Raw genomic sequence first — 24,303 nt, 5'->3', positions numbered from 1 at the left:
AGTGGAGTGGAAGCTTGGTTTTAGCGGTTCTCCCCGAATAAGGTAATCGTCTGAAGGAATCCTGCTCCGTGAGCGGGGATCTATTTCGAGCGATCTCGATAACGAAGGTCAGTCACTATGCGCAAGACTCTTTCGTTCTTCTTGCTTCTCTCCGCCTTGACCGCAACCGTATCGACCGCGAGAGCGACCACAATCGGTGTCGTCCTACCCGGATCATCGCTTGTCTTCTACCAGGCAATGATCAAAGGCATTGAACAGGCGGCTGAGGATCGGCATGTGCATCTCCTGATACGCAATCCTTCGGATGGGGCGTCGCTGGACACGTCGAATCTCCAGTTGCGCATGATCGACTACCTGGTGCAGCAGGGGGTGGCCGGCGTTGTGTTAGCGCCGGAACCCCTGCAGAGCAAAACGCAGGTTTCGATCCGAGTCCCAGTGATCCTCGTTGATCGGGACAGCCCTGATTACAGGGGCATCTCGACCGTGTATACAGACAATTTTGGTGCAGGCAGAAAGGCAGCGCTCAGCCTGGCACCGGCCCTGCAAAAGGGTGCCAAGGTAGCCGTGTTACGGCTTGCAACGAACATCAGCTCTACGACCGCGCGCGAAAACGGGTTTCTGAGCGTCGCACGGGAGAAAGGTTGGGATGTGGTCGTTGATACTTACGTGGGGTACCGGCCCCGTGATGCCGAGCGTTTGATCACGGAGGCCTTGAGCGGCTATCCGGGCCACCTCGATGCCGTTTTCGCGCCGGCCGAACCGATCGCCTACGGCGCCCTGCGGATCATTGACGCAAAGGCGATCGCCGATCGCCCGCGCCTGGTCGTATTCGACTGGCGTCCGGAATTCATGGACGGACTCAGGCGTGGCGTCATATATGCCGATGTATTGCAGGACCCTTACCGCATGGGTTATCTTGCGTTGGAAGGGTTGGTCTCGGCGTTGCAGGGCCATCCGCCGCGCCCTCAGATATTTGTTGACGTGGTCACGGTGACGCCGAACAACATGAATGACGCCGCAATCCGTTCGTTGCTGGCGAACTACGCTCACTAAGCGCTCCAGTACAGCGTTTCCAACGACGGCCATCTTACCCGGGAGGGGATCTTGCCGCCTACGCATTCTGGCTTGCTTTCCAATACGTTCAAGACGCAACACGGTGGAATTGCTGTCGCCTTACTTAGCCGAGTCTTGCTGTTCAGTACGACAGTTACGCTGGTGCTGACAGTTGTTGAGCAAGGCTATGCGTCGGGGCTCGGCAATGCGCTTTGGGCTCTCGATAGCAGACAGTTGCAGGATCAGCTCGATGGAATGCTGCATCTGCCACTGATACGCTATGTCGAAGTCCGCGAGACGCAGGTTCCTCACCCGTTGAAGGGCACTGTCAACTTGTCGGCAGCGGCACGGACTCCGGAGAAGAGTCAATCGCTCAGGAGGCGGTCGACGGATTTTGGGCTACGGCTGTGAATTCGTGCCACACAGCGAATCGAGAAGCGAGTTGTTTGCGATAGAGCGAGGCGCGCAGCAAGTGCCGCTTGAGCGCGAAGTGCTGCCGGATCAGTCCGAAGCTCGAGAGAAAAGCCTGCGTGCGCTTCGGGTCACGAAATCCGCGCATGCGCCGCTCACGTTCACGCGTAGGCTGATGGCTATTCTCCGCGCGATTGTTCACCCGGGCCGCAGCCTTGACGAACACATGTTTGACGTTCGCCAGGTCGGGGATGTCGGCCTTGGCTGCCGGGTAGCTACGAAGCTGATCGGTGACAATCTTGCGCGGCACGCGGCAAGAACGAAGCACGTGCCTGAAGAACCGTTTGGCGGCCGCTTTGTCCCGCCGTTTCTGCAGCAGGATGTCGAGTTCGGCCCCATGTTCATCAACGGCACGCCATAGCAGGTAAGGCTCACCGCACAACGTCACAAACACCTCGTCCAGATGCCATGTGGTGCCGGGTGTGGGGCGAGCCGCTTTGACCCGTCGTGCAAAGCCCGCGCCAAATTTGTCGCACCAGCGTCGAATCGTTTCGTAGCTGACGACGACACGGCGTTCGAATAGCAGCTACTCGATGTCGCGCAGGCTCAGCTGAAACCGATAGTACCAGCGCACGGCGCAACTGATGACGATCGCGGGAAAGCGAAGGCCGCGGTAAAGTGATTTTGTGTTCTGCATCGCCAGATGTTACCCGACCCATTCGGCAACGTGACAATGCCGTCGCTCGCAAGGTTGCTGGTGGCGATGATCAGCGTATTGCTGAAATCGACCGTGCGCCCTTTGCTATCTGTCAGCCGTCCGTCATCCAATACTTGTAGCAGGATGTTGTAGACGTCGGGATGCGCTTTTTCGATCTCGTCGAGCAGGATCACGCTATAGGCTTGCCGGCGCACACGCTCGGTCAACTGGCCGGCTTCGTCGTGGCCGACATAACCGGGCGGCGCGCCGATCAGCCGTGAGACGGCATGGCGTTCCATGTACTCGCTCATGTCGATCCGCACAATCGCGTTTTCATCGCCGAATACCTGCTCGGCAAGCGCTTTGGCCAGTTCCGTTTTGCCCACGCCCGAAGGGCCGAGGAACAGGAAATTGGCAATCGGCCGGTGACCTTGCTGCAAACCCGAGCGCGACAGCCGCACGGCGTCGCTGACCGCCCGGATCGCTTCTTCCTGGCCGATCACCCGTTGATGCAGCCGCTCTTCGAGTTGCAGCAGCTTGGCCTTCTCGGCTTCAGTAAGTTGCGTGACCGGAACGCCGCTGATTTTCGACACGATTTCCGCGACGTGATGCGCGGTTACCTCCGCCGTGTTCGAGCCGATCTTCTGCTTCCAGCCCTCGGTTGCTTCGTGCAGCGTGGTCTGCCGTTCGTCGATGGTGGTTTCGAGTTCCTTCGCGCGATCGTACTGTTTGCGGCTGGTCGCGTAGCTCTGCTCGCGCTTGAGTTGGGCGATTTCCGCTTCGCCTTCGTGGATGTCGATCGGCCGCGAGGTTTGCGAAAGATGAACGCGCGCCGCGGCCTGGTCGATCAGATCGATCGCCTTATCCGGCAGGAAGCGGCCGGAAATATAGCGCTCGGAGAGTTCGGCGGCCGCCACCAGCGCCTGATCCTGAATCGTCACCTTGTGATGCGCTTCGAGCCGGTCGCGCAGACCGCGCAGGATATTGACCGTTTGCTCGACCGAAGGCTCAGCCACGATGACGGGCTGAAAGCGCCGTTCAAGTGCCGCGTCTTTCTCGATGTATTTCTGATATTCCGACAGCGTGGTCGCACCGATCAGGTTCAGTTCGCCGCGCGCCATGGCCGGCTTGAACGTGTTCGCGATATCGAGCCCGCCTTCGCCGCCACCCTGGCCTGCGCCGACGATCGTGTGTACTTCATCGATGAAAATGAGAACCTCGTGCCGGCCGGCGACGATCTCCTCCATGATCTGCTTCACGCGTTCCTCGAATTCGCCGCGATACTTCGCGCCGGCGACCAGCGAGTTGACGTTCAGCTCGATCAGGCGTTTGTCGCGCAACACCTCGGGCACGTCGCCGTTCACGATGCGCTGCGCGAGGCCTTCGAGAATCGCCGTCTTGCCGACACCGGGCTCGCCGATCAGTACTGGATTGTTTTTCTTGCGGCGCGCCAGCACTTCGATCGTGGTTTCGATTTCGCGCGAGCGTCCGATTACCGGATCAAGCTTGCCTTCCTGCGCGAGCCGCGTCAGATCGCGTCCATGCTCGTCGAGTTTGGGCGTTTTCGAAGGCGTATCCACACGGCCATGCTCCGCGCCCTTGCCGACCACCCGCAGCGAGTGCTGCAAAAGCGATTGCGACGTGAGACCAAGTTTAGCGAGCAGCACACCGGCGAAGCTATCGGGCACGTCCGCGAGTCCCAGCAGAATATGCTCGGGGCCGACGTAGCTATGACCCATTTCGCGTGAGATCATAAAGGCGCGATCGAGCGCACTCTTCACGCGTGGCGAGACGCCGAGCTGGACCCTGGTGGTTACGGGCGCGCCATGGCGGCGCGTCGCGTTGGCGTCGATATAAGCGCGGATGTCGTCGGCGGAAACCTTGTGCTGTTTGAGCAGGGTCTGGACGACGTCGCTTTCCGGCAATTCGTAGAGAAGATGTTCCGTATCGACTTCACGGCTGCCGAACAGCACTGCGCGCTTGGCTGAGCGCTGCAGAATCTCTCTTGCCTGGTCGCTGAAATGCTGTTCGATACGGTTGCGGTCGTGCGCGGACGACATTTGCCCGCGGCGGGGTGTGGGCGTCGTCGTCGTGCCGGGTTGGTCGAAGAGTCCGCTGCCGAATAGCGATTCCAGTGGCGAGATGTAACGTTGATGGCGCGTCAGCTGGACATAGTGAAAGTCGCAAACGTCGAGGTCGCGCCGCTCGCCGTCCTGCAGTACGGTGACGCGCACCGAAGCGGGCCGTGCGCCGCAGATGTCACACAGAGCCTGAGGCATGTCGATAGTCCTTTTGATCGGGTGAATCCGTTGAATCCTCCGGGTGAGGATCCGCAAATGGAAACGGCCGGCGCTGCCTGGTGGGCGACGCCTGCCGTGAGTGACCTTCGCAAGGCAATACCCTTACGAGCTGGTTTCGCTTCCCGCTGCGGTGAAGAGCCCAAGCTTGCTGAGGATGGCGCGCGCCTGCTCGACTTCCTCCGTCGTGCCATGAACGATCAACAGGAAGCCATTAGCTTTGACCGCCGTTTCGTATTTCACAGCGTCGTTCTTCGGCACGCCGAGTTCCGCCAGTGCCGCACCGATCGCCGTCACGCCGCCGCCGAGCACGGCACCCTCGAGCGCGGACACGACAGCCGTCACGATCGGACCGGCGAGGCCGACCACGCCGAGGCCCGGTACCAGGAACAGCGCCGGCGTCAACAAGAGGCCCCAGATGCCGCCCCAGAACGCACCGGTTGCACCCCACGATTTGATGCGGTCGCCTGCGGTATAAAAGCCGACGGCGTGTTCCTCGGAGTGATAGCCCTTGCCGACGATAGACAGCCTGGTCATGTCGAAGCCGTTCTGGCTCAATTCCTTGACGGCTTCGTCAGCGGCGTCGTGGCTCGAAAATACTGAAACGACGGCGTTGTCCTGATTCATTGTTCAGCTCCTGGTACACCATCACGATGAGGTCGTTGCGTGGGATACGGCGCGGCCACGAAAGACGTTGTCATCGCTGGCCGCGTCGCGGGATTCAAGTCGCGTTCGCGTAAGCCGAGTGTCGCAAAAGCGCTTCGGTTTCTCTTTCCGATTCGCACGGTGATTGCCATACGAGCATTACTCTGTGCCTTGCGATGACACCGCCAGCGCCGTGCGATCCCATCCGCCGCCAAGTGCTTTCAGCAACTGCACGCTCGCTTCCACGCGTCTTGCCTGAACCTGCGCTTCGGTGCGCTGGTTGGTCAGCGCAATGGTTTGCTCGGTGACGACGTCGAGATAACTGACGGCGCCGGCCTGATAGCGGTTCTGGGTGAGCTTGAGCGAGAGTTCCGCGGCGGCCGTGGCGCGCCGTTGGCTTTGCGCTTCGCTCGCGAGCGAGTCGAGCGCCGAAAGCTGGTCCTCGACCTGCTGGAAAGCGACCAACACGGTTTGCCGATAGTCGGCCACCGAGCCGTCGTACTGCGCCGTGGCGCCCTTTAGCGCCGCTGTGCGCTTGCCGCCGTCGAACAGCGTGCCCACCAGTTGCGGACCGATCGACCAGAACAGACTCGGCGCGGTTAGCCATGGAGAGAAGAAGGTGCTCTCGAGCCCGACGCTCGCGCTAAGCGTGAGGTCCGGATAGAACGCCGCCTTCGCCTGACCGATCTGCGCGTTGGCCGCAGCCACGCGCCGCTCCGCCGCCGCGATGTCCGGGCGGCGTTCCAGCAATTGTGACGGCACGCCCGCCGGAATCTGCGGCACGGGAATGGCTTCGATATTCGGCGGCAGCGAGAAGGACGACGCAGGCACGCCGATCAGCGTCGCGATGGCATGCGTCAGCTGGGCGCGTTGCACCTCGATATCGGTGGCTTGCGAGCGGGTGCTTTCCAGTTGCGCTTCGGCTTGCGCGGTAGCGGAGGCGTCGATGGCGCCGTCGGCCAGTTGCTGCCTGAGAATCTTCAGCGCCGCAGCGTAGGCGCTCACGCTGTCGTCGAGCAGCTTCTTCTGGATGTTGAGCGCACGCAGCGCGAAGTAGTTGCGCGCGAGATCGGTGCTCATCGAAAGTCGGACTGCCTCGAGATCGGCTTCGCTGGCCTGGGTGGAATCGCGCGCGTTTGTCACGGCGTCGCGTACGCGTCCGAACAGGTCCGGTTCCCACGAGGCGGCTACACCCATCGAATAATCGGGCACGGTCTTGCCGGCGAGGGAATGGCCCTCCACGTTTTGCGAGAGACGTGTACGCGATTGTGCGGCGCCGGCCGTCACGGTCGGCAGAAAGCCGGAGTGCTGGTAATCGATCAGCGCGCGTGCCTGCTGCAATTGCGCGACGGCTTTTTGCACGCTCTGATTCGACACCGGCAGCTGATCTTCGAGCTGATTCAGTTCAGGATCGTTGAAGACCGTCCACCAGTCGCCGCGTGGCTGCGTATCGACTGGTGTTGCAACGGCCCAGCCGGATGCCGCTTGCGCGGGGCGGGTGGGCGCCGCGTAGCGATCCGGCACGGCCGTCTCGGGCACCTTATAGGCGGGCAAGGTGGAGCATGCCGTCAGCGCGCATGCCACAACGGTCGCCAAGGTCTTGCGTAGGAATGTCAGGGGCAGGGCGCGCATGGTCGGCTTCCTTGGGGTGAACGGCATTAGCCGTGTGCAGCCGACGCGGCGGAGGCGGCCTTCGTGACATCGGCAGCGGCAGCGGGCGCCATCACCTGCACGGCCTCGCCTGCGGTGATCGCATCGCCAGGGTTGTCGATCACGCGATCGGTCGCGGTGAGACCGGTGGCGATCTCCACGTAGGTGCCGAAATCGCGGCCGATCGTCACGGTCTTCAGCGCGACCAGGTTGTTATCGCCGACCACGGCCACGGTCACGCCGGTCGGACGGAACAGCAAGGCACTTACCGGCAGTTCGAGTGCGGGATGCGCGGTGTCGAGGGCAAGATGGACCTGCACATAAGCGCCGGGACGCAACGCGCCGTCCTTGTTGTCCACGTCGACTTCCACGCGCATCGTGCGGCTCGATGGGTCGATCACGTCGGAACTGCGCGCGACCCGCGCCGGGAACTGGCGGCCGGGATACTGCTGGGTCGTCAGATAAACCTGCGTTCCCACGCTGACGAAGCTCGCGTCGTTTTGCGGAATGTCGGTGAAAGTACGCAACACATCCGTCTGCGCGATGTGGAACAACTCGTTGGCGGGCGCGGCGAGCCCGGGCGTGCCGCCCGCCGTGACCAGCGCTCCCACATCCACGTTGCGCACCGTGATCACGCCATCGAACGGCGCGGTGACTTTCTCGTACGACACCATCTCCGTGAGGCGCGCGACATTTGCCTGCGCCGACGCCAGCGTCGCGTGTTTGGCCTGCATGTCGGCCGTTTTGCTGTCCGCGTCCTGCTGCGAGACGGACTGCGTTTGCAGCATCTGCTGCCAGCGTTGCGCGGTGGTATTGGCGTAGTTGTAGTTGGCTTGCGCAGTGGCCGCATCGGCGCGCGCCTGCTGCAATTGCGCGTCGAGTTCCGGCGTTTCGATGGTGGCGAGCAACTGGCCGGCTTTCACCTTGGCGCCGATATCGCTGGTCCAGTGCTGGATGTAGCCGCTGGTTCGCGCATACACCGAGGCATCCGCATAGGGCATGACGGCGCCCGGCAGCAGCAATTCTTGCGAAGCCGGCGCGTGGCCGGGCGAGACGACCTTGACCGTCAGCGCGGTTTGCGCGGCAACCTGTTGGTCCAGCGCCGAACTGGCCCGCAAGCGCGGCACGATGCCGATGATCAGCAGCACAGCGGCGACGCCCGCGAGAATCAGCGGCAGACGGTAGCGGCGCAGTGCGCCGGCGCGGACGGTCTCGCGTGGCGGCGCCGGGCGCAGGGTAGGCAGACCTGCGCTGGTGACGGCGCCGTCGTGTTCCGGAGTGGCATCAGGCGTGTTCATGATGGAGTCCTATCGTGGGCATTGGTTATTGAGCCTGGCTAGCGGTGGTAGCGGTGGTAGCGGTGGTAGCCGTGGTAGCGGCCTGGCGGGCGCGGCGCTTCGCGAGCAGGCTGTGAACCAGCGCGAACACCACCGGCACGAACAGCAGCGTGGAAATCGTGCCGATGCCGAGGCCGCCGATCACGGCGCGGCCGAGCGGTGCGTTCTGTTCGCCGCCATCGCCGAGACCGAGTGCCATCGGCATCATGCCGATCAGCATGGCGAGCGCCGTCATCAGGACGGGACGGAAGCGGCTGAAGCCGGCCTCGAGTGCGGCGACGAGCGGATCGGCGCCTTGCTGCAACAACTCGCGCGCAGTGTTGATCACCAGAATGCTGTTCGCCGTGGCGATGCCGATGCAGAGAATCGTGCCGGTCAAGGCAGGCACGCTGAGCGTGGTGTGAGTGGTGAACAACATCCACGAGATACCCGCGAGCGAGCCGGGCAAGCCGCTCACGATGATGAGCGGATCGAGCCACGACTGGAAGTTCACCACCATCAGCAGATAGACAAGCGCGATTGCGAAGATCAGGCCGGTTTCGAGGCCGCCGAACGATTCGTTCATCGATTGAACCTGGCCGCGGATCACGATCGACGAACCCGGTGGCAACTCGGCGCGCGCCGCATCGACGAGATGCGCTACGTCCGTGGCGACGCCGCCCAGATCGCGCCCTTGCGTCGACGCGAAAATGTCGAGCACCGGCTGCACGTTGTAGTGCGAGACGACCGCTTGCTGCGTGCTGCGCGACATCGTACCGAGTGTGCCGAGCAGATTCTGTGGACCGGTGGTGAGGCCGAAGGTCGTGATCGGAATGTTCGCGAGCGTTTGCAGCGAGTGAATGTCGTACTGTGGCACTTCCGCCATCAATGGATAGCTCACGCCGTTCTTCGGATCGAGCCAGAAGTTCGGTGTGGTTTGCGAGCTGCCGGACAGGGCGATCAGCAGGTTCTGCGCGACGTCGCGTTGCGTGAGGCCGGCCTGAATGGCCTTGGTGCGATCCACGTCCACGTCGATGGCGGGTTCGTCGCCCGGTTGCTGGATGCGGGCATCGACGAGACCGCGCACGCCGCGCAGTTTTGCCAGCAGGCGATCCGCCACGACGCGATTTTCTTCGAGCTTGCTGCCGACGATCTGGATATCGATCGGCGCGGGCAGGCCGAAGTTGAGAATCTGGCTGACGATATCGGCCGGCAGGAACGAAAATGTCACGCCGGGAAACGACGCGTTCAGCACGTTGCGCAGCTTCGCCACATAGCCCGCGGTCGAGCCGGCGCCGGGCTTGAGCGTCAGCATGATGTCGGCATCTTCCGGGCCGACCGGATCAGAAGAGTCGTAGGTCAGGTTGATACCGCTGACGGGCACGCCGATATTGTCGAGCACAGCCGCCTGATCCTGTTTGGGAATTACGCTGCTGATTTTCGCTTCGACTTCGTCGGTGATGCGGGCGGTCTGTTCGATTCGGGTTCCGGTGGGCGCGCGCAGATGCAGACGGATTTCTCCGGTATCGACGGCAGGGAAGAAGTCGCGCCCCGCGAACGGAATCAGCGCGAGCGAACTGAAACACAGCACGAGGAAGATCGGAATGAAGCGGCCACGATGAGCAATCGCGCCTTGCAGAACGTTGCGATAGCCGCCGCGAAATGCCTCGAAGCGGTGTTCGAAACGCGCCTGAAACCGGACCAGCCCGCCGAACCTTCCTTGTGCGGCTTTGCCGTCTTTCGAAGGCGCGCGCATCAAATACATCGCGAGTGTCGGAATCAACGTGCGCGAGAAGAAATACGACGCGCACATGGCAAACACCACGGCTTCCGCGAGTGGCACGAACAGATAGCGCGCCACACCCGAGAGCAGGAACATCGGCACGAACACGATGCAGATCGACAGCGTGGACACGAAGGTCGGCACGGCAATCTCGCCCGAGCCGTTCAGGATCGCATCGTGTAAGGGCTCGCCGGTTTCCAGATGATGCGTGATGTTCTCGATCGCGACCGTGGCGTCGTCGACCAGAATTCCGACCGCCAGGGCGAGTCCACCCAGCGTCATGATGTTGATGGTCTCGCCAAGAGCGGACAGCGCGATCAGCGATGTCAGCACAGCGAGAGGTATTGATACGGCGATGATCAGCGTGGCGCGCCAACTGCCGAGAAACAGCAGGATCATCACGGCAGTCAGGCAGGCCGCGATCAACGCTTCACGCACCACGCCGGTGATCGCCGACTTCACGAATAGCGACTGATCCGAAAGCGGCGTGATGACCAGTGCCTTCGGCAAACCTGCGGCGATCTTCGGCAGCATGTCCTTGACCTGCTGGATGATGGTGAGCGTCGACGCGCTGCCGGTCTTTTCCACTTGCAGCAGCGCCGCGCGCTTGCCGTCGCTGCGCACAATGTTGGTTTGTGGCGCATAGCCGTCGATCACGTGCGCCACGTCACGCACGTACACCACCGCGCCGTTGATCGTCTTGATCGGCAGATCGTTCAGCGCGGCGACCGTGTCGGTGCTGCCGTTCATTTGCACGTTGTATTCGCGGGTGCCGATCTTCGCGGTGCCACCCGGCAAGATGAGGTTCTGCGCATTCACGGCGTTGACCACGTCAGCCGGCGCGAGCCCTTTTGCCTGCAATGCCTGCGGATTGAGTTCGACCATGATCTGGCGGATCTTGCCGCCGAACGGCAGCGGCACGGCCGCGCCTTGCACGGTGGCGAGCTGGGTTCGGATGAAGCTGTTGCCGAGGTCGTACAGCGTCTGTTCGGGAAGCGTATTGCTCGATAGGCCGAGCTGAAGTACCGGTACCGTGGAGGCGTTGTAGGTGATGATGTTCGGCGGCAGCGTGCCCGGCGGCAGCACGCGCAGAATCGACGCAGAGTTCGAGGCGGCTTCGGCGATGGCGCGGTTGATGTCGGCGCCGGGGTGGAAAAAGATCTTCACCACCGACACGCCGTTGAGCGATTGCGATTCGATATGTTCGATATCGTCCACGTCGGTGGTCAGCGCGCGTTCGTAGTTCGATGTGATCCGATGCGCCATATCTTCGGCGGAAAAGCCGTTGTACGACCAGACAATGCTGACCACCGGAATGTTGATATTCGGAAAGATGTCCGTCGGAGTGCGGATGATCGCCAGCGGGCCGAGGATGAATAGCAGCACGGCCAGCACGATGAACGTATACGGTCGTTGCAAGGCAAGTCTGACGATCCACATGACGGATTCCTGATGACGGAAGCCTGATGAGTTCAGGCGGATGTTGCACGGGGGGCGGATAGTGTTGTCGAGTGAGCCGGAGCGGTCACTGGTTATGGCAGGAGATTAGCGTCTTTGGAACTGCGAGGATTCGCTGCGAGGCACTGACTTTGCGAATTCGCACGACGGCTGTACGCGAACGATGCGGCGGCGCAAAAAAACAGAGCGCCAACGGTGAGACCGCAGGCGAGCAGTCGGTATAGCCGTGCGAATACGACAATTACGGGCGATTAGAAAGATCGCGCTCGCCGGCTATCGCCAATACTGCTCTGACGTTCGGCACACCGGCAGACACCGGTCAATCACCTCGAAAGGAGCAATAGCAATGGCATATTTCACTACCAGAGACGGCACGGAAATCTATTAAAAGGATTGGGGTACAGGCCAAACGATTACGTTCTCCCACGGCTGGCCGCTCGACGCGGACGCATGGGACGCGCAGATGATGTTCCTCGCGCCGATTTGCATGGCAGGTTTGGCCAGCTTGCGAGGATCGAACGACAGGCCGGCGGAAGCAACGCGGCAGAAAGAAAAAAGGCCCGCATGGCGGGCCGAATCCACATCAGGAGGAGACATGGAGGAGACGAAAGAAGTGTAAACCTCGCTCACGAAAAATGCAGCGAGGGATCCGGCAACACAGTGTTGCGCGAGACTGAACAGTGAAGCGGCACCTTGCAGCAACCGCTAGAACGTGTGCCGCATCCCGAGCGTCGTCACCATCTGCCGATTCGTCGACGACGAGGTGTAGCCCTGAATATCCGCCAGCGCGCCCCCGCCGGCTTGCTGCAGGTAGACCATCAGCGCAATGTCGGTTCGCTTGGACAGGTAGTAGTCGGCGACGAGGTTGAGCTCGTTCCACTTCGGTTTCTTGCCCGTAATGGTGTAGTCACCGGTCGTATAAACGTACGCCGCGCCAAGCAGGAAATCAGGGCGGACATAGTAATTCGCGCTCAGGCTGAAGTTCTGTATGTTCAGGTGCTGACCGTCGAGATAGTTGAAGTTGACGTCGGTATAAAGCGCGCCGAGCTTCAGCAAGCCAAAGCTGTAAAAACCACCCGTGCCGAAGATTCGCTGTTTCTTCGCGTAGGCGTGGGTGCCCAAAGCGCTGCGGTCGAACGTCAGGTAGGTGGGCGAATAATCGGTATCGATGGCGCCGGTCGGGTTGGTCGCACTATACGGCGAATCGAACTCCGTGTACGCGACGTTCCAGTTCAGGCTGCCATAGTTGTAGCTCGCGCCCGCGCCGAAGCTGCGGTTGTCGTTGAAACCGGTTGTCGAGTTACTGAAGCCGTACTGCGCAGTGGCCTGGAAACCCGCGATCTTCTGCGATGTGTACTTGATCGAGTTGTTGACGTGCAGGTTGGCGTACGTGTTGTCGTTGTCGCCAATCGTGCCATTCCAGTTGTACGCGGTGTTCAGGCCGAGCAGGTCTTCCACGGTGTCGTATTGCCGCCCGAACGTGAGCGTGCCCCACTTCGTATTGGTCACGCCGATATACGATTGACGGCCGAATAAGCGGGCATTAAATGAAGCATTGCCGTTATAGATATTGAAGCCGTTCTCCAGCGTGAAGATGACGCTGGTGCCGCCGCCGATATCTTCCTTGCCGCGCAGCCCCCATCGCGGCGACTGGTTCGTGCCGCTGACAGCCTGATAGGTGTGGTGGCCGCCCTGATTGGTCGAAAAAGCCCAGCCACCGGAAATAAGCCCGTAAAGCGTGACACTACTCTGCGCGAAAGCGCTCGAACAGATCGTTGCCACGCCGAAGCCGCACGCAATGAGCGATACTCTGATTTTCATCTCTTTACCTAAAATATAAATATCTGAACAGAAGCTTGAGCTTGCGTGAGCAGCCGGACTTTTCTGACCTGATTGAAGCTATCGATCGATAAATAATGCGATGGTTTAGCTCGTCGGTGCGGGTGAACGCGCGCGGACTGCGCAAGGTCGACGACGCATCCGGGCCGGCTGAGACTTCTAGTGGCGCAGCCTCGGGTGAGAGTTCGCTGAGCCAGTTCGCAGGTTATTCACTCCAAAAAAATAGATATATGGGGTGAAAATGCAACGCAGCATTGCGTTGTCTGCGATGCAGGCGCGGGGCATCGTATCGGGAGGCGACGCGCGAACATAGGCCAGCATGCACATGAACATGCGCTTACTCAGGAATGTCCGTGTCGTTCAGGTCACACACTCACGTCACAGCGCGTCGCCTTGCAATACAGGGTTCGCTGCGTACACGGTGCCGAGGAATTCAATGTATACCTTGAGTTTTTTTGGAAGGTGCCGGTTCGGCACGTACAGCACCGAGCCTCTCATCTGCACCACCCTCGCTTCTGCGTCGACCATGAAATCCCAGTTGCGCGCACGCCCGGTATCCGCCGATACGTAGTTCACGCCGAGGTGGCGATCGAGGTCGTCGATCGTTTCGGGCATGCCATGCAGCGCGAGATAATCGGGCGACGCGCACGTGCAGGTTTGCATCATCCCGATACGCTTCGCGACCAGACCCGAATCGTCCAGCGTATCCACTCGCACGACGCAGTCGACGCCTTCACCGACCACGTCCACGTGACGATCCGTCAGCCCGAGCTCAAGGTCGATGTCAGGATACTGCGCGACAAAGGCCGGTAGCGCGGGGATGACGATATGCTTGGCCATCGCCATTGGCAGGTTGACTTTCAGGCGCCCTTGCGGCGAGACCTTGGCATGTGAGAGCGAGCCTTCCATATCATCGATCTCGTTGAGGACGCTGACGCAGCGCTCGTAGTACATGCGCCCGTCTTCGGTAAGCGACACTTTGCGAGTCGTTCTTTGCAGCAGCCTGCAACCCAGGCGATGCTCCAGCCCTTGCAGAAGCTTGGAGACCTTCGGCGCGGTCGAGCCGAAGGAGTCGGCCGCCTTCGTCAGGCTTCCCGCCTCGACGATCCGCACGAACACTCTCATTGCGTAAAGCGTGTCCGTTCAAGGTCTCCCTTTCTCACGGTTTGGGTGTTACGCGCGTATCGCTAGCGCCTTGCTGGTACGCGGAACACCGAAACGGCGGTTTCCAGATCGCCGGCCTGCGCTTCAAGCGACAACGCCGCCGCGGAGGCCTGCTCCACTAACGCCGCGTTCTGCTGGGTCACCTGATCCATCTGGGCAACCGCGCGATTGATCTGCTCGATTCCGATCGACTGCTCTTCGGATGCCGAAGCAATTTCGCTCATCAGATCGCTGACCTTGCGCACCGAATCCAGAATTTGCGTCATCGTCTGACTCGCGTCGTCCACCTGCTGCGCGCCCGCCGAGACGCGGGACAGCGAACTGCCCGTCAATTCCTTGATCTCTTTGGCGGCCGTCGCGCTACGCAGCGCCAGTAGGCGGACGTCGCCCGCCACCACGGCAAAGCCGCGCCCCTGGTCGCCGGCGCGGGCCGCTTCGACCGCCGCGTTCAGCGACAGAATGTTGGTCTGAAACGCAATGCCTTCTATCACGCTCGTGATCTCGGCAATTTTGTGCGAAGAGCTGGACAGTTCCTTCATGGTCTCGACCACCTTCAGCGACGCCTGATTGCCCTGATCGGTCAGCATGGCGGTGCTCGTCACCAGCTGTTTGGCCTGCTTCGCGTGCGCGGCGTTCTGCCGTACGGTCGACGTCAACTGCTCCATCGACGAACTGGTCTCTTCCAGCGACGCGGCCTGCTCTTCGGTGCGCTGCGCAAGATCCACGTTGCCGACCGCGATTTCACGCGCCGCCGTGTCGATCGACGTTGCGCCGTCCCGCACCGCGCCGATTGTGCTGACCAGTTTGCTTTGCATGGCTTGCAGGCCGTCCATCAACTGGCCCATCTCGTCGCGACTAAGCACCTCGATCTGCGTCGTGAGGTCACCGTCGGCAATCGCTTTGAAATGGCGGAGTGCCTGATCGAGCGGGCCGCTGATCGCGCGTTGCAGCGACCACCAGGAGAAGGCGGCTGCGGTCAGGGCAATCAGAATGCCGGCTAGCGCGAGTTCGACGAAGCGGCGAAAGCGCGCCTGTGCCGCTGCATAAGTGGCGCGCGCGGAGGACACCTGATACTTGCCGAGCGTGTCCATGGCTTCCGTCACGTCGATGAAAAGCGACGGTGGGGTATGCAGGGCGGCATCGACGAGCTTTGCCGAGTCGTGGGCGGCCAGCGCGTCGAACATCGGTTGAATGCCGTTGGCAATCAGGGCGTCGAGCTTCGCGTTAGTGAGTTCGGTGAGGCGGCTTTCTTCAGGACCATCTGCTGGCAACGCGCGATAAGCCGCCCACGAATTGCGCGAAGCGCTCAGCAGTTTTTGGGCGTTCTCCACGTTTTGCGGGACGCTGGGACTCGTTGGGTCGAGCGCGATGCGATAGAGCCACAGACGCATTCTCGATAGCGAGACGCTGGCCTCGCTGAGCGCGGTGGAAGAGGCGAGCTGATTTGAATAGAGTTGCTCGACGTCGCTATTACTCATCGACACGCCGGCAATGCCCATGGCGCCGCCGATCACCAGCAGCAGGCCCAGAAAACTCACGGTGAGCGCGAGGCGCGCGCGGATACTGATATTCTTGAACACGGTATGGACGAAAGTTAAGTGGACGCGGGCACAGCCGCGTCGGCAAGAGGAGAAAGACACGGGCGCCCGCTTGAGTCATGCACGGGCGCCCGATTGACGGTGCTGGAACGCGAGTCCGCGTTGGCGGGTTCGGCTCAAGAAACGTTGGCTGTCCCGGGGCGGGCGAGTTGAGCCCCGGCCCACAAAGCCGGCTTGCTGCGTTCGTATTGCGGCGGGTAGCTGATCGAATCCGCGACGCCGAGGGTGTGAGCCGCGTGCCACACCCAGCGCGGATCATCCAGAAAGGCACGGCCGAGCGCCACAGTGTCCGCCTGCCCCGAGGCGATGATCGCCTCGGCTTGTTGCGCATCGGCGATCATGCCGACCGCGCGCGTGTGGAGCCCGACGTTCGCTTTCACTTCGGCGGCGAACGGGACCTGGTAACCCGGTTGCACGGCGATGCGGGCGTTGACGACGCCGCCCGTGGTGACGCACACATAATCGGCGCCACGCGCTTTCAGCGCATTGGCGAACGCGATGGTCTCGACCACTTCAATGCCGCCGGGTGTCCAGTCCGAGCCGGTGATGCGCAGGCCGAGGCACACCTTGGCCGGAATGACCTCGCGAACCGCCGTCGCCACTTCCAGTGGAAAGCGCATGCGATTGTCGAGCGAGCCGCCGTACTGATCGGTGCGTTGATTGGCCAGCGGCGACAGGAACTGATGCATGAGGTAGCCGTGCGCCGCGTGAATCTCGATCACGTCGAAGCCGAGGCGCAGCGCACGGCGGGTCGCCGCGACGAAACTGTCGCGGACCCGCGTCATGTCGGCGTGCGTCATTTCCTTCGGGGTAGGCCAATGCTCGCCGGCCGCGATTGCGGAAGGACCTTCCGTGGGCCACGGATCTTCAAGCGGGCCCAAGGCCGCGCGGCCTTCCCACGGGCGTTGGGCCGATGCTTTGCGTCCCGCGTGGTTGATCTGAATGCCCCAACGCGTCTGTGGCGGCGCCACGCGCCGCGCCGCGTCCATCACGCGCGCGAGGGCGGCCTCGTTCGCGTCGCTGTAGAGGCCGAGGCAGCCGTGCGTGATCCGGGCCTGACGCTCGACCGCCGTGGCTTCGAGAACGATCAGCCCTGCGCCGGAAATGGCGAGCTGCATCAGATGCATCAGGTGCCAGTCGTTCGCGCATCCGTCGTCAGCGCTGTATTGGCACATCGGCGAGACGACGATCCGGTTCGGCAGTGTGATGGGCCCGACGGTGGTGAGGGAAAACAGGGTGGATGTCATGCTTCATCTCCAGCAAGTTGCAAGTTGATATCGCTGACATGGACGAAGTACTGACTTTCCGGAAAAGGTGGGGAACGTCGAACCGTCGATGCTCGCTAGCAATAGGAAAACCAATCAAATCTTCAGATGTTTCAGGTGAGGCGGTGGTCCGCGGACTTTGCGCACACTCCGCTGTCCGGATCGGAGTATAAATGATCAAGTGATAAAAAAAGAACTTCGCCGCTCGGAGCGTGGGCGTGGCGCAACGCCAGCGCACCGACGTCGCGACCCACGTCGCGCGGAACCGACGCACCGTCGCCGGCCCCATGCATGAACGGGCATTTCGTTTCAGTCGACATGCGCCTTCTCCGTGATGGGTTGGAGTCAGCTTCCGCTTATTCGGCGCGCGTCGATTGCGTGCAACGCACGGCTTTTCAAATGCGCACGACATCATTTCGATGCCGGCCGGCAGGGTCGCACGGCGCTCAGGTGGGGACGGCAATCGCGTGTTCCGCGAAATCGATGAACGCATGAACCTTTCTCGAATGTCGGCGATTCGGCAAATAGGTTGCGTAGACGAAGGCATCGCCGCCTTCGGGCGTCGCCTGGGCGTCGGTGAAAAGCGCCGTCAATCTGCCCGCCGCCACGTCGGCGCCCACCAGCCATTGCGGGAGGAGGGCGATACCGTGACCGCCCAGCGCGGCGCCGGCCAGCATGTCCAGGTTATTGGTCAGCAGCTGTCCATTCACGTCGACGGTTTCGGACCTGCCCGGATAGCGGAAGACCCATCGTTGCCGATTGCCGGGCTTGTAGACGAAGCGCAGGCACTCGTGGCGAATCAGTTCGGACGGCGCCTGCGGGGCGCCTTTTCTTTGCAGATAGTCCGGGCTGGCAACCACGAATCTTTCGCTCTGGCGCAGCCGCTTCACGATCAGACGATCGTCCGCGGTGGGGACGCCGACCCGCACAGCCAGATCCAGACGTTCGCTGACCAGGTCGAGATGGTTGTCCGACACTACCAGCTCGAGGTTGACGCGCGGATTCTTCTTCAGAAACGTGGCGATATGCGGGGCGATATGCAAACGACTGTAGGTGGCGGACACGCTCACTCGCAACGGTCCCATCGGATCGATTCCGCTGTCGATCACGCTGTCGTCGGCGCCCGCCAGATCGGTCAGCACCTGACGAACCTGTTCGACGTAGGTCACGCCGGCGTCGGTGAGCGAAACGTTGCGTGTGGTGCGCGTCAATAGCGAGGTACCTAGCGACGCTTCCAGGCCATCCATCAGACGCATGACCGATGAGGTGGTCTTGCCGAGCTCGTGAGCGGCGGCCGTAAAGCCCCCTGATTCCGCAACGGCGAGCAGCGTTCGCAACGCTAGCAGCTTGTCCATACTTTCTCCCACGTCACGGCATCAGGCCTGCCTGTTTGAATCCTTCCAACGCTCTCCGAATCTTTTGCGAAGCGTCAGAGCTTGACCGCGGCGCGGCGAATCACCCGTTCGCCCTCGCTCGTTTTCACGCCCATCGCGTACAGTCCGGAGGTCTTCCGGTTGTAGCGAATCTCGAACGGAAAGTCCGACGGCCGGCCGATCTCGCCGAGCCATGCCGCGAGCGCGGCTTCGTCTTCGCCGATCTCGATCCAGTTGAGCCCCTGGCCCTGTACCGATCCCGTGCCCGGCTCTGTCGGCAGGCTCGCGGTGTGCGGTCCGTTACCCGGCTTGAAGTACAGGTTGGGCTTGCCGATTGGCCATGCCGTCAGCGCGCTCGGCGTCTGCAACGCAAAGCCGCGCTTGCCGTTCATCATCTGACGGCCGGCGTCCTTGCCGGTGGTGCTTTCGTCGACGACCGTGTTGTGATGTCTGGCGAAAGCCTTCAGTTCGTCCAGCGAGTCGGTGCGCAGGCACCAGCCCACGAAGCAATCGCCTTCACGCGTCTGTTGCTCGAAAAAACTGGCCAGCGGTTGGCCTCGCTTGAGGACCGTATGATCGACAATGCCTTCGACTTCGATGTAGATGTCCGGCGCCAGCGGCACGACCTTGTGGCCGATGCCGTAGAGCGGGAAGAAGCCGCCGTCGTAGTTGCCGAAGCCAGTTTCGCGGCTCAGCCGGAACGTGGCTTCGTAGACGTTTTGTGCTGCAAGACAGACGTGGTCAAAGTGGATCATTGAGACATTCCTGATAACGGTGAACTACTGGGTAAAGCGCATTAATCGATGCTGTTCAGTCCGAGGCGCCCGGCCTCGCCCGGTTCGCCGGCACGGCCGTCGTAGCGGGGCAGCAGAAGGAACACGAACGCCGCGGCGGCCGCGAGTACCGCGCTCAGCACGAGGCCCGGCTGGTAGCTGCCCAACCTGTCGGCCAGCCAGCCAATCCCCAGCGGACCTACGCCCGCGGCGATGCACAGTGCGCCGTACTGAAACGCGTAGGCACGCGGAAACATCCTGAGACCGAAGTAGCGGGTGCACATCAGCGCGACCAGATCGATCTCGCCGCCGAAGGTCCAACCCACCGTGAACGCATACAAGGGCGCGTAGCCGATGCCGCCGAGCTTGAGCGTCAGCACGCCGGCCATGCCGACCAGACAGGAAAAGGCCATCAGCCGCGGCGCATGCACATAGTCGGAGAGCCAGCCCACGATCAGGCGCACGCAGACCGTGCCGATGCCGAGCAGGCTCATGTATCTGGCCGCCGAGGCGGCGTTCGCGCCGAGTTCGCGCAGCATCGGCGCCATGTGTTGAGCGCTGCCCGCCACGAAGAGCGTCGACAGCATGAAGGCGAGGAACATGATCCAGAATGTGCTGGTCCGTTTGACCGCCGCGAATTCTGTGGCGAGCTCGCGCAGATCGGGGGCATCGGCCGGGGCGGACTGCTCCATGGCGCTGGATTGACTGTCGCGCAGGATCAACAGCGCGATCGGCGCGCCCGCTGCGGCGATGGCAGCCAGCATCAGATAACCGGAATGCCAGCCGCTGTTGACGATCGTGGCCGCGATGATCGGCGGCAGGATCGCGCCGCACAATCCCAGCCCGACCTGAGTGAGGCCGAGCGCGAAGCCGCGGCCGCGATCGAACCATCCGCTGACGATGCGTGTAAACGTGAGACCGCTCGTGCCGCCGCCGAAAAAGCCGGCCAGACCGACCAGCACGATGTAAGCGGTCGGTGTCGAGATCAGTTCCGCCATCGCGACGAAACACGCGGCGAGCGCGAGCGCGCTGCCCGCTGCCGTGCGCGCCGCGCCGAAGCGTGACAGCAGGCGCCCCCACATTTGCAGACCGAGTGCGAGTCCCAGCGTGAAAGCGAGGTAACCGGCCCCGTATTGCGTCTTCGTGAGACCGACGGCGCCCTGCAGGTCCTTGGCAAAGAGTCCGAGGTTGTAAGAGCCCAGCCCGATCACGCCAATGCCGAGGCCCAGCGTCGAGCCGATCAGTTGCACCCATCCGCGTCTAAATTCAGCTAGTTTGTTCATCGAAGATGTCATGGAAGCGGAGGATAAATTATCCATCGATTAATATAAGGGCGAAATCGTGTTTCGATATCCGCAATCGGGAGGGGCAAATGGTGCTCGAGTTGCCGTGAATTCGGCGCTGACCTGCGCCGTGGGCGGCGGGGAGGCCTTCGCTGTGAACTCGAGACACAGCTTATTCAAGCCAAAATGATTGATAAACCGGGTGCAAAAGCAACGCAGCATTGCATTGACTGCTACGCAGAGTTCGCGCAGGCGGCTTTCTCGGACCCTAGTTGCAGCGGAAGTGCTCGATACTCTGGCCGGCGGCCACCGCGCGTTTCAGCCATGCGGGCAGTTCGCCGTCGCCGCTCCAGACGTTGCCGAACGCGTCCTGGTAGCGCAATTGGCGCTGATCGTTTTCCAGTGCCGCTTGCAATGCCGACTCGGTAATGCCGCATTCGTCCATGCGTCTCCTGATCCACAGAATCAGGCGTTCTCGCGTTTGCGCATCGGGTCGGGCGATGAGGGTAGACATGATCGTTGGCGTAGTGAGGTCGAGGGAATCCATCTGGGCAGGCGTGGCGCCAATTTGACCATGGGGACTCCCGCCGTTGTTTCGCAAACGCACGGTGATTATCGAACTTGCAAGCAGAGAACTGCGACCTATCCGCCAGTGTCAGATAACGGCCTGACGCTCTGAGGCGAAGCAGCCTGGAATGGCGGGCTCGAGCAAGAAGCCGTTAAAAAGGCTGTGAGACGAGCGCGCTGCGGGGTATCGTATCCCTAACGACGAGACCCAGGAGCCACCATGCGATGCACGATCGCTCTTGAGTTCGATAACGGCGACGGGAGTGTGGTAAAGCGGGTTGAGGTCATGCGGTTGCACAGGCCCATCGACGACCAGACGCCAGGAGACGTGGGATTGTCACTCAGTGAAGGCAAGTCCTTGCTCAATTGTGTGCAGCAGGAGTTCGTTGTCGAGCAGATCGAACGTTTTTGCGCCTCGCACAGATCCTGTGTGGATTGCGGCGTCCAGCGTCGTCTGCATGATAGTCATTGCTCGGAGCTGAAGACCGCGCCAGGAAAGGTTTACTATTGCCGCGAACGATGGAAGGCCTGCAATTGCAAGGGTTCCGGCAAGGAAAATCGTGCAGAAGCGGGGAACCGGCCGTCGTCGATCGCAGTCGTCGTTGCTGCTTTGGGCAAAGCCGGTAAGCAGCCACGAGTGTGGGCTTCCGCCATGCCGCGCACCAGGCGATTGAATCAAGAAATGACACGATTCCTCGAGGACAGCGGATACGGGGATCCTAATGAAGTCGTTGTCCTGACTGATGGAGCTCGGGACTTGGCCGGCGTCGCTAATGATCTCCCATACGATAACAAGTGGATTCTCGATTGGGCACACATCGGGCGCATGTTGCGACGCGTTGAGCAGGCTATCGCGCCTCTGGCATATGGGCGACTTACGGACAGTGGATCAGCGTTTGAACTGTCGGATCTGTTTGTCCGCTTCCGCCACTACGTTTGGGTCGGACGTACTGCCGCCTGGCAGCAGTTTTCAGCTAGACTTGCTCACTTGCTTGATCTACGTGAGACACGAGATCCAGCAGTGAGCAGCCACGTCAGGAAAGCGAGCAATAGCCTCTCGAATGTGGTCACGTATCTCGACAGCAACGCCGAGTCGCTGATCGACTATCGCATATGGCGACGTGCGGGAGGACGAATCTCCACCGGCTTCGTCGAATCGTCAATTAATCGAATCGTTGGCCGTCGAATGTGCAAGAGCCAGCATATGCGCTGGAGTCGCGTGGGGGCACACAGTGTCGTGCAATTGCGCGTCGCGTTGTTGAACCAGGAATTCCACGAACTCGCGCGACGACAGTTTCCGTGGATTGGACAGCGACGTGTTACGTGGCCTTGGCAACGAACTTCCCAGTCTTTTTAACGGCTTCGTTTTGGACAGCCGTGGCATTGAGCCCCGCTGCCTGCAATCGCGATATCACTTCCGTCCAGCACGACCCATCAGCGAACAACCCATGCACGAGGACGATATTGGGCGCCTTCCCCGAAGCAGGCGTTGCTGCTACGCTGCGAGTAGAAATAAGCGACGCGGCAGCGCCGGCAACGAGGGCGGCCGAGAAGTTACGTCTGTTGATCGTCATGACCCGTCTTCCTTCTTAAAGTTGTCTGCCTGGTGAAATGTGTCAGGCGCCGCATTTGAATATCCGCGTCAACTCGCTTTCCTGTGGGCATCACTTTTTCGTTAGGCAGGCTAAAGACCAACATCCGTGGTGTCGGTGATACGTTGCCGATCGCACGTTGAACTCTGCTGGTGTGTCTGTGGCAAGGGATCTGGACACTTTTGCCACGACTATCCAGGTACTTCGCTTTTTGCTTCAGGCGCCGGCGGTACGGGTAGGATGATCTCCGAAGCCACCTTCCAGTCCTTGCCGATTTTTATCCAGTTGATTAGCAATAGAAACGGCTTGGGGGTTCCGTCCTGACCCGCATAGGAGACCGTGATATTCACTGGCGCATAGGATTGCGCTATGTCCTTCGTCAAGCCGACGACCTTGAATTTCGAATAATCCGGCCGCAGCACGACAGGGCCGGAGGTGCCGATATCGCGCAGCTTCTGATCGATCGCCTCATTACCCCAGAAGCCAGCCCAGTTCCCTTCCGTGGGGATCGCACTTTTGGCGACGAGAAGGGCCGAGGGAGAGTGCCAGAACATCTCATGGAGCGCTTTGAAGTCGTGGCGGTTGGCTAGTTGCATGAGATGGCTAAAATCCGATCGAAGTGTGTTCAGAGTCTTCGCGTCCAGGGGTTCCTTGTAGATGGTAGAAGTGCTCGCGAGGCATCCCGTAGAGACAGTCAGTGTGACGACAACGGTCAATATCATTTGACGCATGATCAGAGTCCGACGGAAAAATAGATGGTTCGTTTCAATGCTGGGCAATCGTGTGGCGGCCGCATCGCAATGCTTGCGGCGTCCGAACGCGGGCACGGATTGATTGTTCTCGAAAGCAGGACGGCAGTATTCCCCTCCAGACAGCGCGATGTGCGCTCGTTGTGCGGCGGGTTCAGAATCAGGTTTGGCCGGTCGATTGGCTCGCATCAACTGAGCGTCGTCGTGCGGTCGAGCCATGTCCATCACCCCTTCAACTCAAAAATGCTGTCAATCTCAACCGGGATGCCCATCGGCAACGAATGCACGCCCAGTGCGCTTCGAGCCGGCAGATTGTCTTGCCCAAACAGCGTCAGCAAGAGGTCACTGGCGCCATTGGCCACTTGCGGATGCTGGGCGAACGACTGTTCTGCACGCACGTAGACTGTTAGCCGGCTGCATCGCTTGACGTTGTCGAGTCCGCATGCCTCATCGACACAGGCCAAGATCATGAGCATCGTTAGGCGCGCCGCGTCTTGAGCTTCTTCAAGTGAAATATCGCGGCCCACCATTCCGACGATTGGCTTGCCATCTTGGAAAGGGCCGAGACCGGATACATATAGTTGGCTTCCCGAAACGGAAACCGTTCGATAGGAGCCAAGCGGGTTGATGGGCGCTGGCAAATTTAGGCTCGCTTGCGCGAGCCGGTCAAATACGTTCATGTTCGGTCTTAACGTTAGGTGAATAGAAATAGATGTGGCCTGGACTTATCGCGACGCAGTGAACTCAAGCATCCGATACAGCGAACGACGGTCGTCGGTTGCGGCTTGAT

The 24,303-nt window shown here is 61.1% G+C and carries 20 protein-coding genes and 2 pseudogenes; 4 read left to right on the top strand and 18 right to left on the bottom strand.

Annotation, left to right across the window (positions count from 1 at the left end; genetic code table 11):
* The first annotated feature begins 117 nt into the window (after positions 1 to 117).
* Both P0D68_RS00215 and P0D68_RS00210 read left to right on the top strand, forming a co-directional pair.
* Entirely contained in the window at positions 118 to 1,053 is a 936-nt protein-coding gene (locus tag P0D68_RS00215; RefSeq protein ID WP_408295316.1) for a substrate-binding domain-containing protein, read from the top strand.
* A gap of 162 nt (positions 1,054 to 1,215) precedes the next feature.
* Positions 1,216 to 1,464 carry a hypothetical protein gene (locus P0D68_RS00210; RefSeq protein WP_408295889.1) on the top strand — a complete coding sequence of 83 codons (249 nt, stop codon included), beginning with the start codon at positions 1,216 to 1,218 and terminating at the stop codon, positions 1,462 to 1,464.
* On the opposite strand, the pseudogene P0D68_RS00205 reads toward P0D68_RS00210, so the two are convergent.
* From P0D68_RS00205 to P0D68_RS00180, 6 genes and pseudogenes are all read right to left on the bottom strand, one after another.
* Positions 1,427 to 2,161 (bottom strand): annotated as a pseudogene (locus tag P0D68_RS00205) (IS6 family transposase). The gene P0D68_RS00210 and the pseudogene P0D68_RS00205 sit on opposite strands and share 38 nt — an antisense overlap.
* Positions 2,071 to 4,440 (bottom strand): ATP-dependent Clp protease ATP-binding subunit, encoded by a 2,370-nt coding sequence (locus P0D68_RS00200; RefSeq protein ID WP_408295313.1) that lies wholly within the window; start codon positions 4,438 to 4,440, stop codon positions 2,071 to 2,073. Before P0D68_RS00200 ends, P0D68_RS00205 begins: the two are co-directional and overlap by 91 nt.
* A 123-nt stretch (positions 4,441 to 4,563) precedes the next feature.
* Complete coding sequence (locus P0D68_RS00195; protein ID WP_408184096.1) at positions 4,564 to 5,085, bottom strand: general stress protein; 522 nt, start codon at positions 5,083 to 5,085, stop codon at positions 4,564 to 4,566.
* Between the two features lie 177 nt (positions 5,086 to 5,262).
* Positions 5,263 to 6,735 (bottom strand): efflux transporter outer membrane subunit, encoded by a 1,473-nt coding sequence (locus P0D68_RS00190; protein WP_408295310.1) that lies wholly within the window; start codon positions 6,733 to 6,735, stop codon positions 5,263 to 5,265.
* A gap of 26 nt (positions 6,736 to 6,761) precedes the next feature.
* Positions 6,762 to 8,051 carry an efflux RND transporter periplasmic adaptor subunit gene (locus P0D68_RS00185; RefSeq protein WP_408184094.1) on the bottom strand — a complete coding sequence of 430 codons (1,290 nt, stop codon included), beginning with the start codon at positions 8,049 to 8,051 and terminating at the stop codon, positions 6,762 to 6,764.
* 25 nt (positions 8,052 to 8,076) lie between these two features.
* On the bottom strand, positions 8,077 to 11,292 hold the full coding sequence (locus tag P0D68_RS00180) for an efflux RND transporter permease subunit (RefSeq protein ID WP_408295307.1): 3,216 nt from the start codon (positions 11,290 to 11,292) through the stop codon (positions 8,077 to 8,079).
* A 364-nt stretch (positions 11,293 to 11,656) separates the two neighbouring features.
* On the opposite strand from P0D68_RS00180, the pseudogene P0D68_RS00175 reads away from it, so the two are divergent.
* A pseudogene (locus P0D68_RS00175) lies at positions 11,657 to 11,788 on the top strand (alpha/beta fold hydrolase); the annotation flags it as partial.
* A 227-nt stretch (positions 11,789 to 12,015) separates the two neighbouring features.
* Here P0D68_RS00175 and P0D68_RS00170 read toward each other — a convergent pair.
* The 9 genes from P0D68_RS00170 to P0D68_RS00130 form a co-directional block, all read right to left on the bottom strand.
* Entirely contained in the window at positions 12,016 to 13,131 is a 1,116-nt protein-coding gene (locus P0D68_RS00170; protein WP_091807926.1) for a porin, read from the bottom strand.
* Positions 13,132 to 13,527: 396 nt separating this feature from the next.
* Entirely contained in the window at positions 13,528 to 14,274 is a 747-nt protein-coding gene (locus P0D68_RS00165) for a LysR family transcriptional regulator (RefSeq protein WP_408295304.1), read from the bottom strand.
* A gap of 62 nt (positions 14,275 to 14,336) precedes the next feature.
* The gene (locus tag P0D68_RS00160) at positions 14,337 to 15,893 is read right to left on the bottom strand and encodes a methyl-accepting chemotaxis protein (protein WP_408295301.1); all 1,557 of its coding nucleotides are present in this window, start codon (positions 15,891 to 15,893) and stop codon (positions 14,337 to 14,339) included.
* Between the two features lie 134 nt (positions 15,894 to 16,027).
* Positions 16,028 to 17,158, bottom strand: a complete 1,131-nt coding sequence (locus P0D68_RS00155; protein ID WP_408295298.1) for an NADH:flavin oxidoreductase/NADH oxidase — start codon at positions 17,156 to 17,158, stop codon at positions 16,028 to 16,030.
* A gap of 131 nt (positions 17,159 to 17,289) precedes the next feature.
* On the bottom strand, positions 17,290 to 17,496 hold the full coding sequence (locus tag P0D68_RS00150; RefSeq protein WP_408295295.1) for a hypothetical protein: 207 nt from the start codon (positions 17,494 to 17,496) through the stop codon (positions 17,290 to 17,292).
* A 126-nt stretch (positions 17,497 to 17,622) separates the two neighbouring features.
* Positions 17,623 to 18,531 (bottom strand): LysR family transcriptional regulator, encoded by a 909-nt coding sequence (locus tag P0D68_RS00145; protein WP_091807931.1) that lies wholly within the window; start codon positions 18,529 to 18,531, stop codon positions 17,623 to 17,625.
* Positions 18,532 to 18,605: 74 nt separating this feature from the next.
* Positions 18,606 to 19,304 (bottom strand): VOC family protein, encoded by a 699-nt coding sequence (locus P0D68_RS00140; protein WP_091807933.1) that lies wholly within the window; start codon positions 19,302 to 19,304, stop codon positions 18,606 to 18,608.
* A 41-nt stretch (positions 19,305 to 19,345) separates the two neighbouring features.
* On the bottom strand, positions 19,346 to 20,605 hold the full coding sequence (locus P0D68_RS00135) for an MFS transporter (protein ID WP_408295291.1): 1,260 nt from the start codon (positions 20,603 to 20,605) through the stop codon (positions 19,346 to 19,348).
* 268 nt (positions 20,606 to 20,873) lie between these two features.
* A complete protein-coding gene (locus P0D68_RS00130; protein ID WP_091807938.1) occupies positions 20,874 to 21,119 on the bottom strand; it encodes an H-NS family nucleoid-associated regulatory protein in 246 nt (81 codons plus the stop codon).
* 273 nt (positions 21,120 to 21,392) lie between these two features.
* Here P0D68_RS00130 and P0D68_RS00125 point away from each other — a divergent pair, with 273 nt between their 5' ends.
* Complete coding sequence (locus P0D68_RS00125) at positions 21,393 to 22,529, top strand: ISKra4 family transposase (protein WP_408295285.1); 1,137 nt, start codon at positions 21,393 to 21,395, stop codon at positions 22,527 to 22,529.
* Here P0D68_RS00125 and P0D68_RS00120 read toward each other — a convergent pair.
* The 3 genes from P0D68_RS00120 to P0D68_RS00110 form a co-directional block, all read right to left on the bottom strand.
* Positions 22,492 to 22,746: a lipase family protein gene (locus P0D68_RS00120; RefSeq protein WP_408184083.1), complete on the bottom strand. Its 255-nt coding sequence runs from the start codon at positions 22,744 to 22,746 to the stop codon at positions 22,492 to 22,494. The two genes, P0D68_RS00125 and P0D68_RS00120, sit on opposite strands and share 38 nt — an antisense overlap.
* A gap of 209 nt (positions 22,747 to 22,955) precedes the next feature.
* Entirely contained in the window at positions 22,956 to 23,732 is a 777-nt protein-coding gene (locus P0D68_RS00115) for a Rossmann-fold NAD(P)-binding domain-containing protein (protein ID WP_408295282.1), read from the bottom strand.
* Positions 23,733 to 23,737: 5 nt separating this feature from the next.
* Positions 23,738 to 24,193: a RidA family protein gene (locus P0D68_RS00110; protein ID WP_091807942.1), complete on the bottom strand. Its 456-nt coding sequence runs from the start codon at positions 24,191 to 24,193 to the stop codon at positions 23,738 to 23,740.
* Positions 24,194 to 24,303: the final 110 nt, after the last annotated feature.

Origin of the sequence: Paraburkholderia sp. RL17-380-BIE-A (genome assembly GCF_046028085.1) — a bacterium.
In the GTDB taxonomy this organism is placed as follows: Bacteria; Pseudomonadota; Gammaproteobacteria; order Burkholderiales; family Burkholderiaceae; genus Paraburkholderia.
Note: the sequence above shows the minus strand (reverse complement) of the source record. Positions and strands in the feature narration are given on the sequence as shown.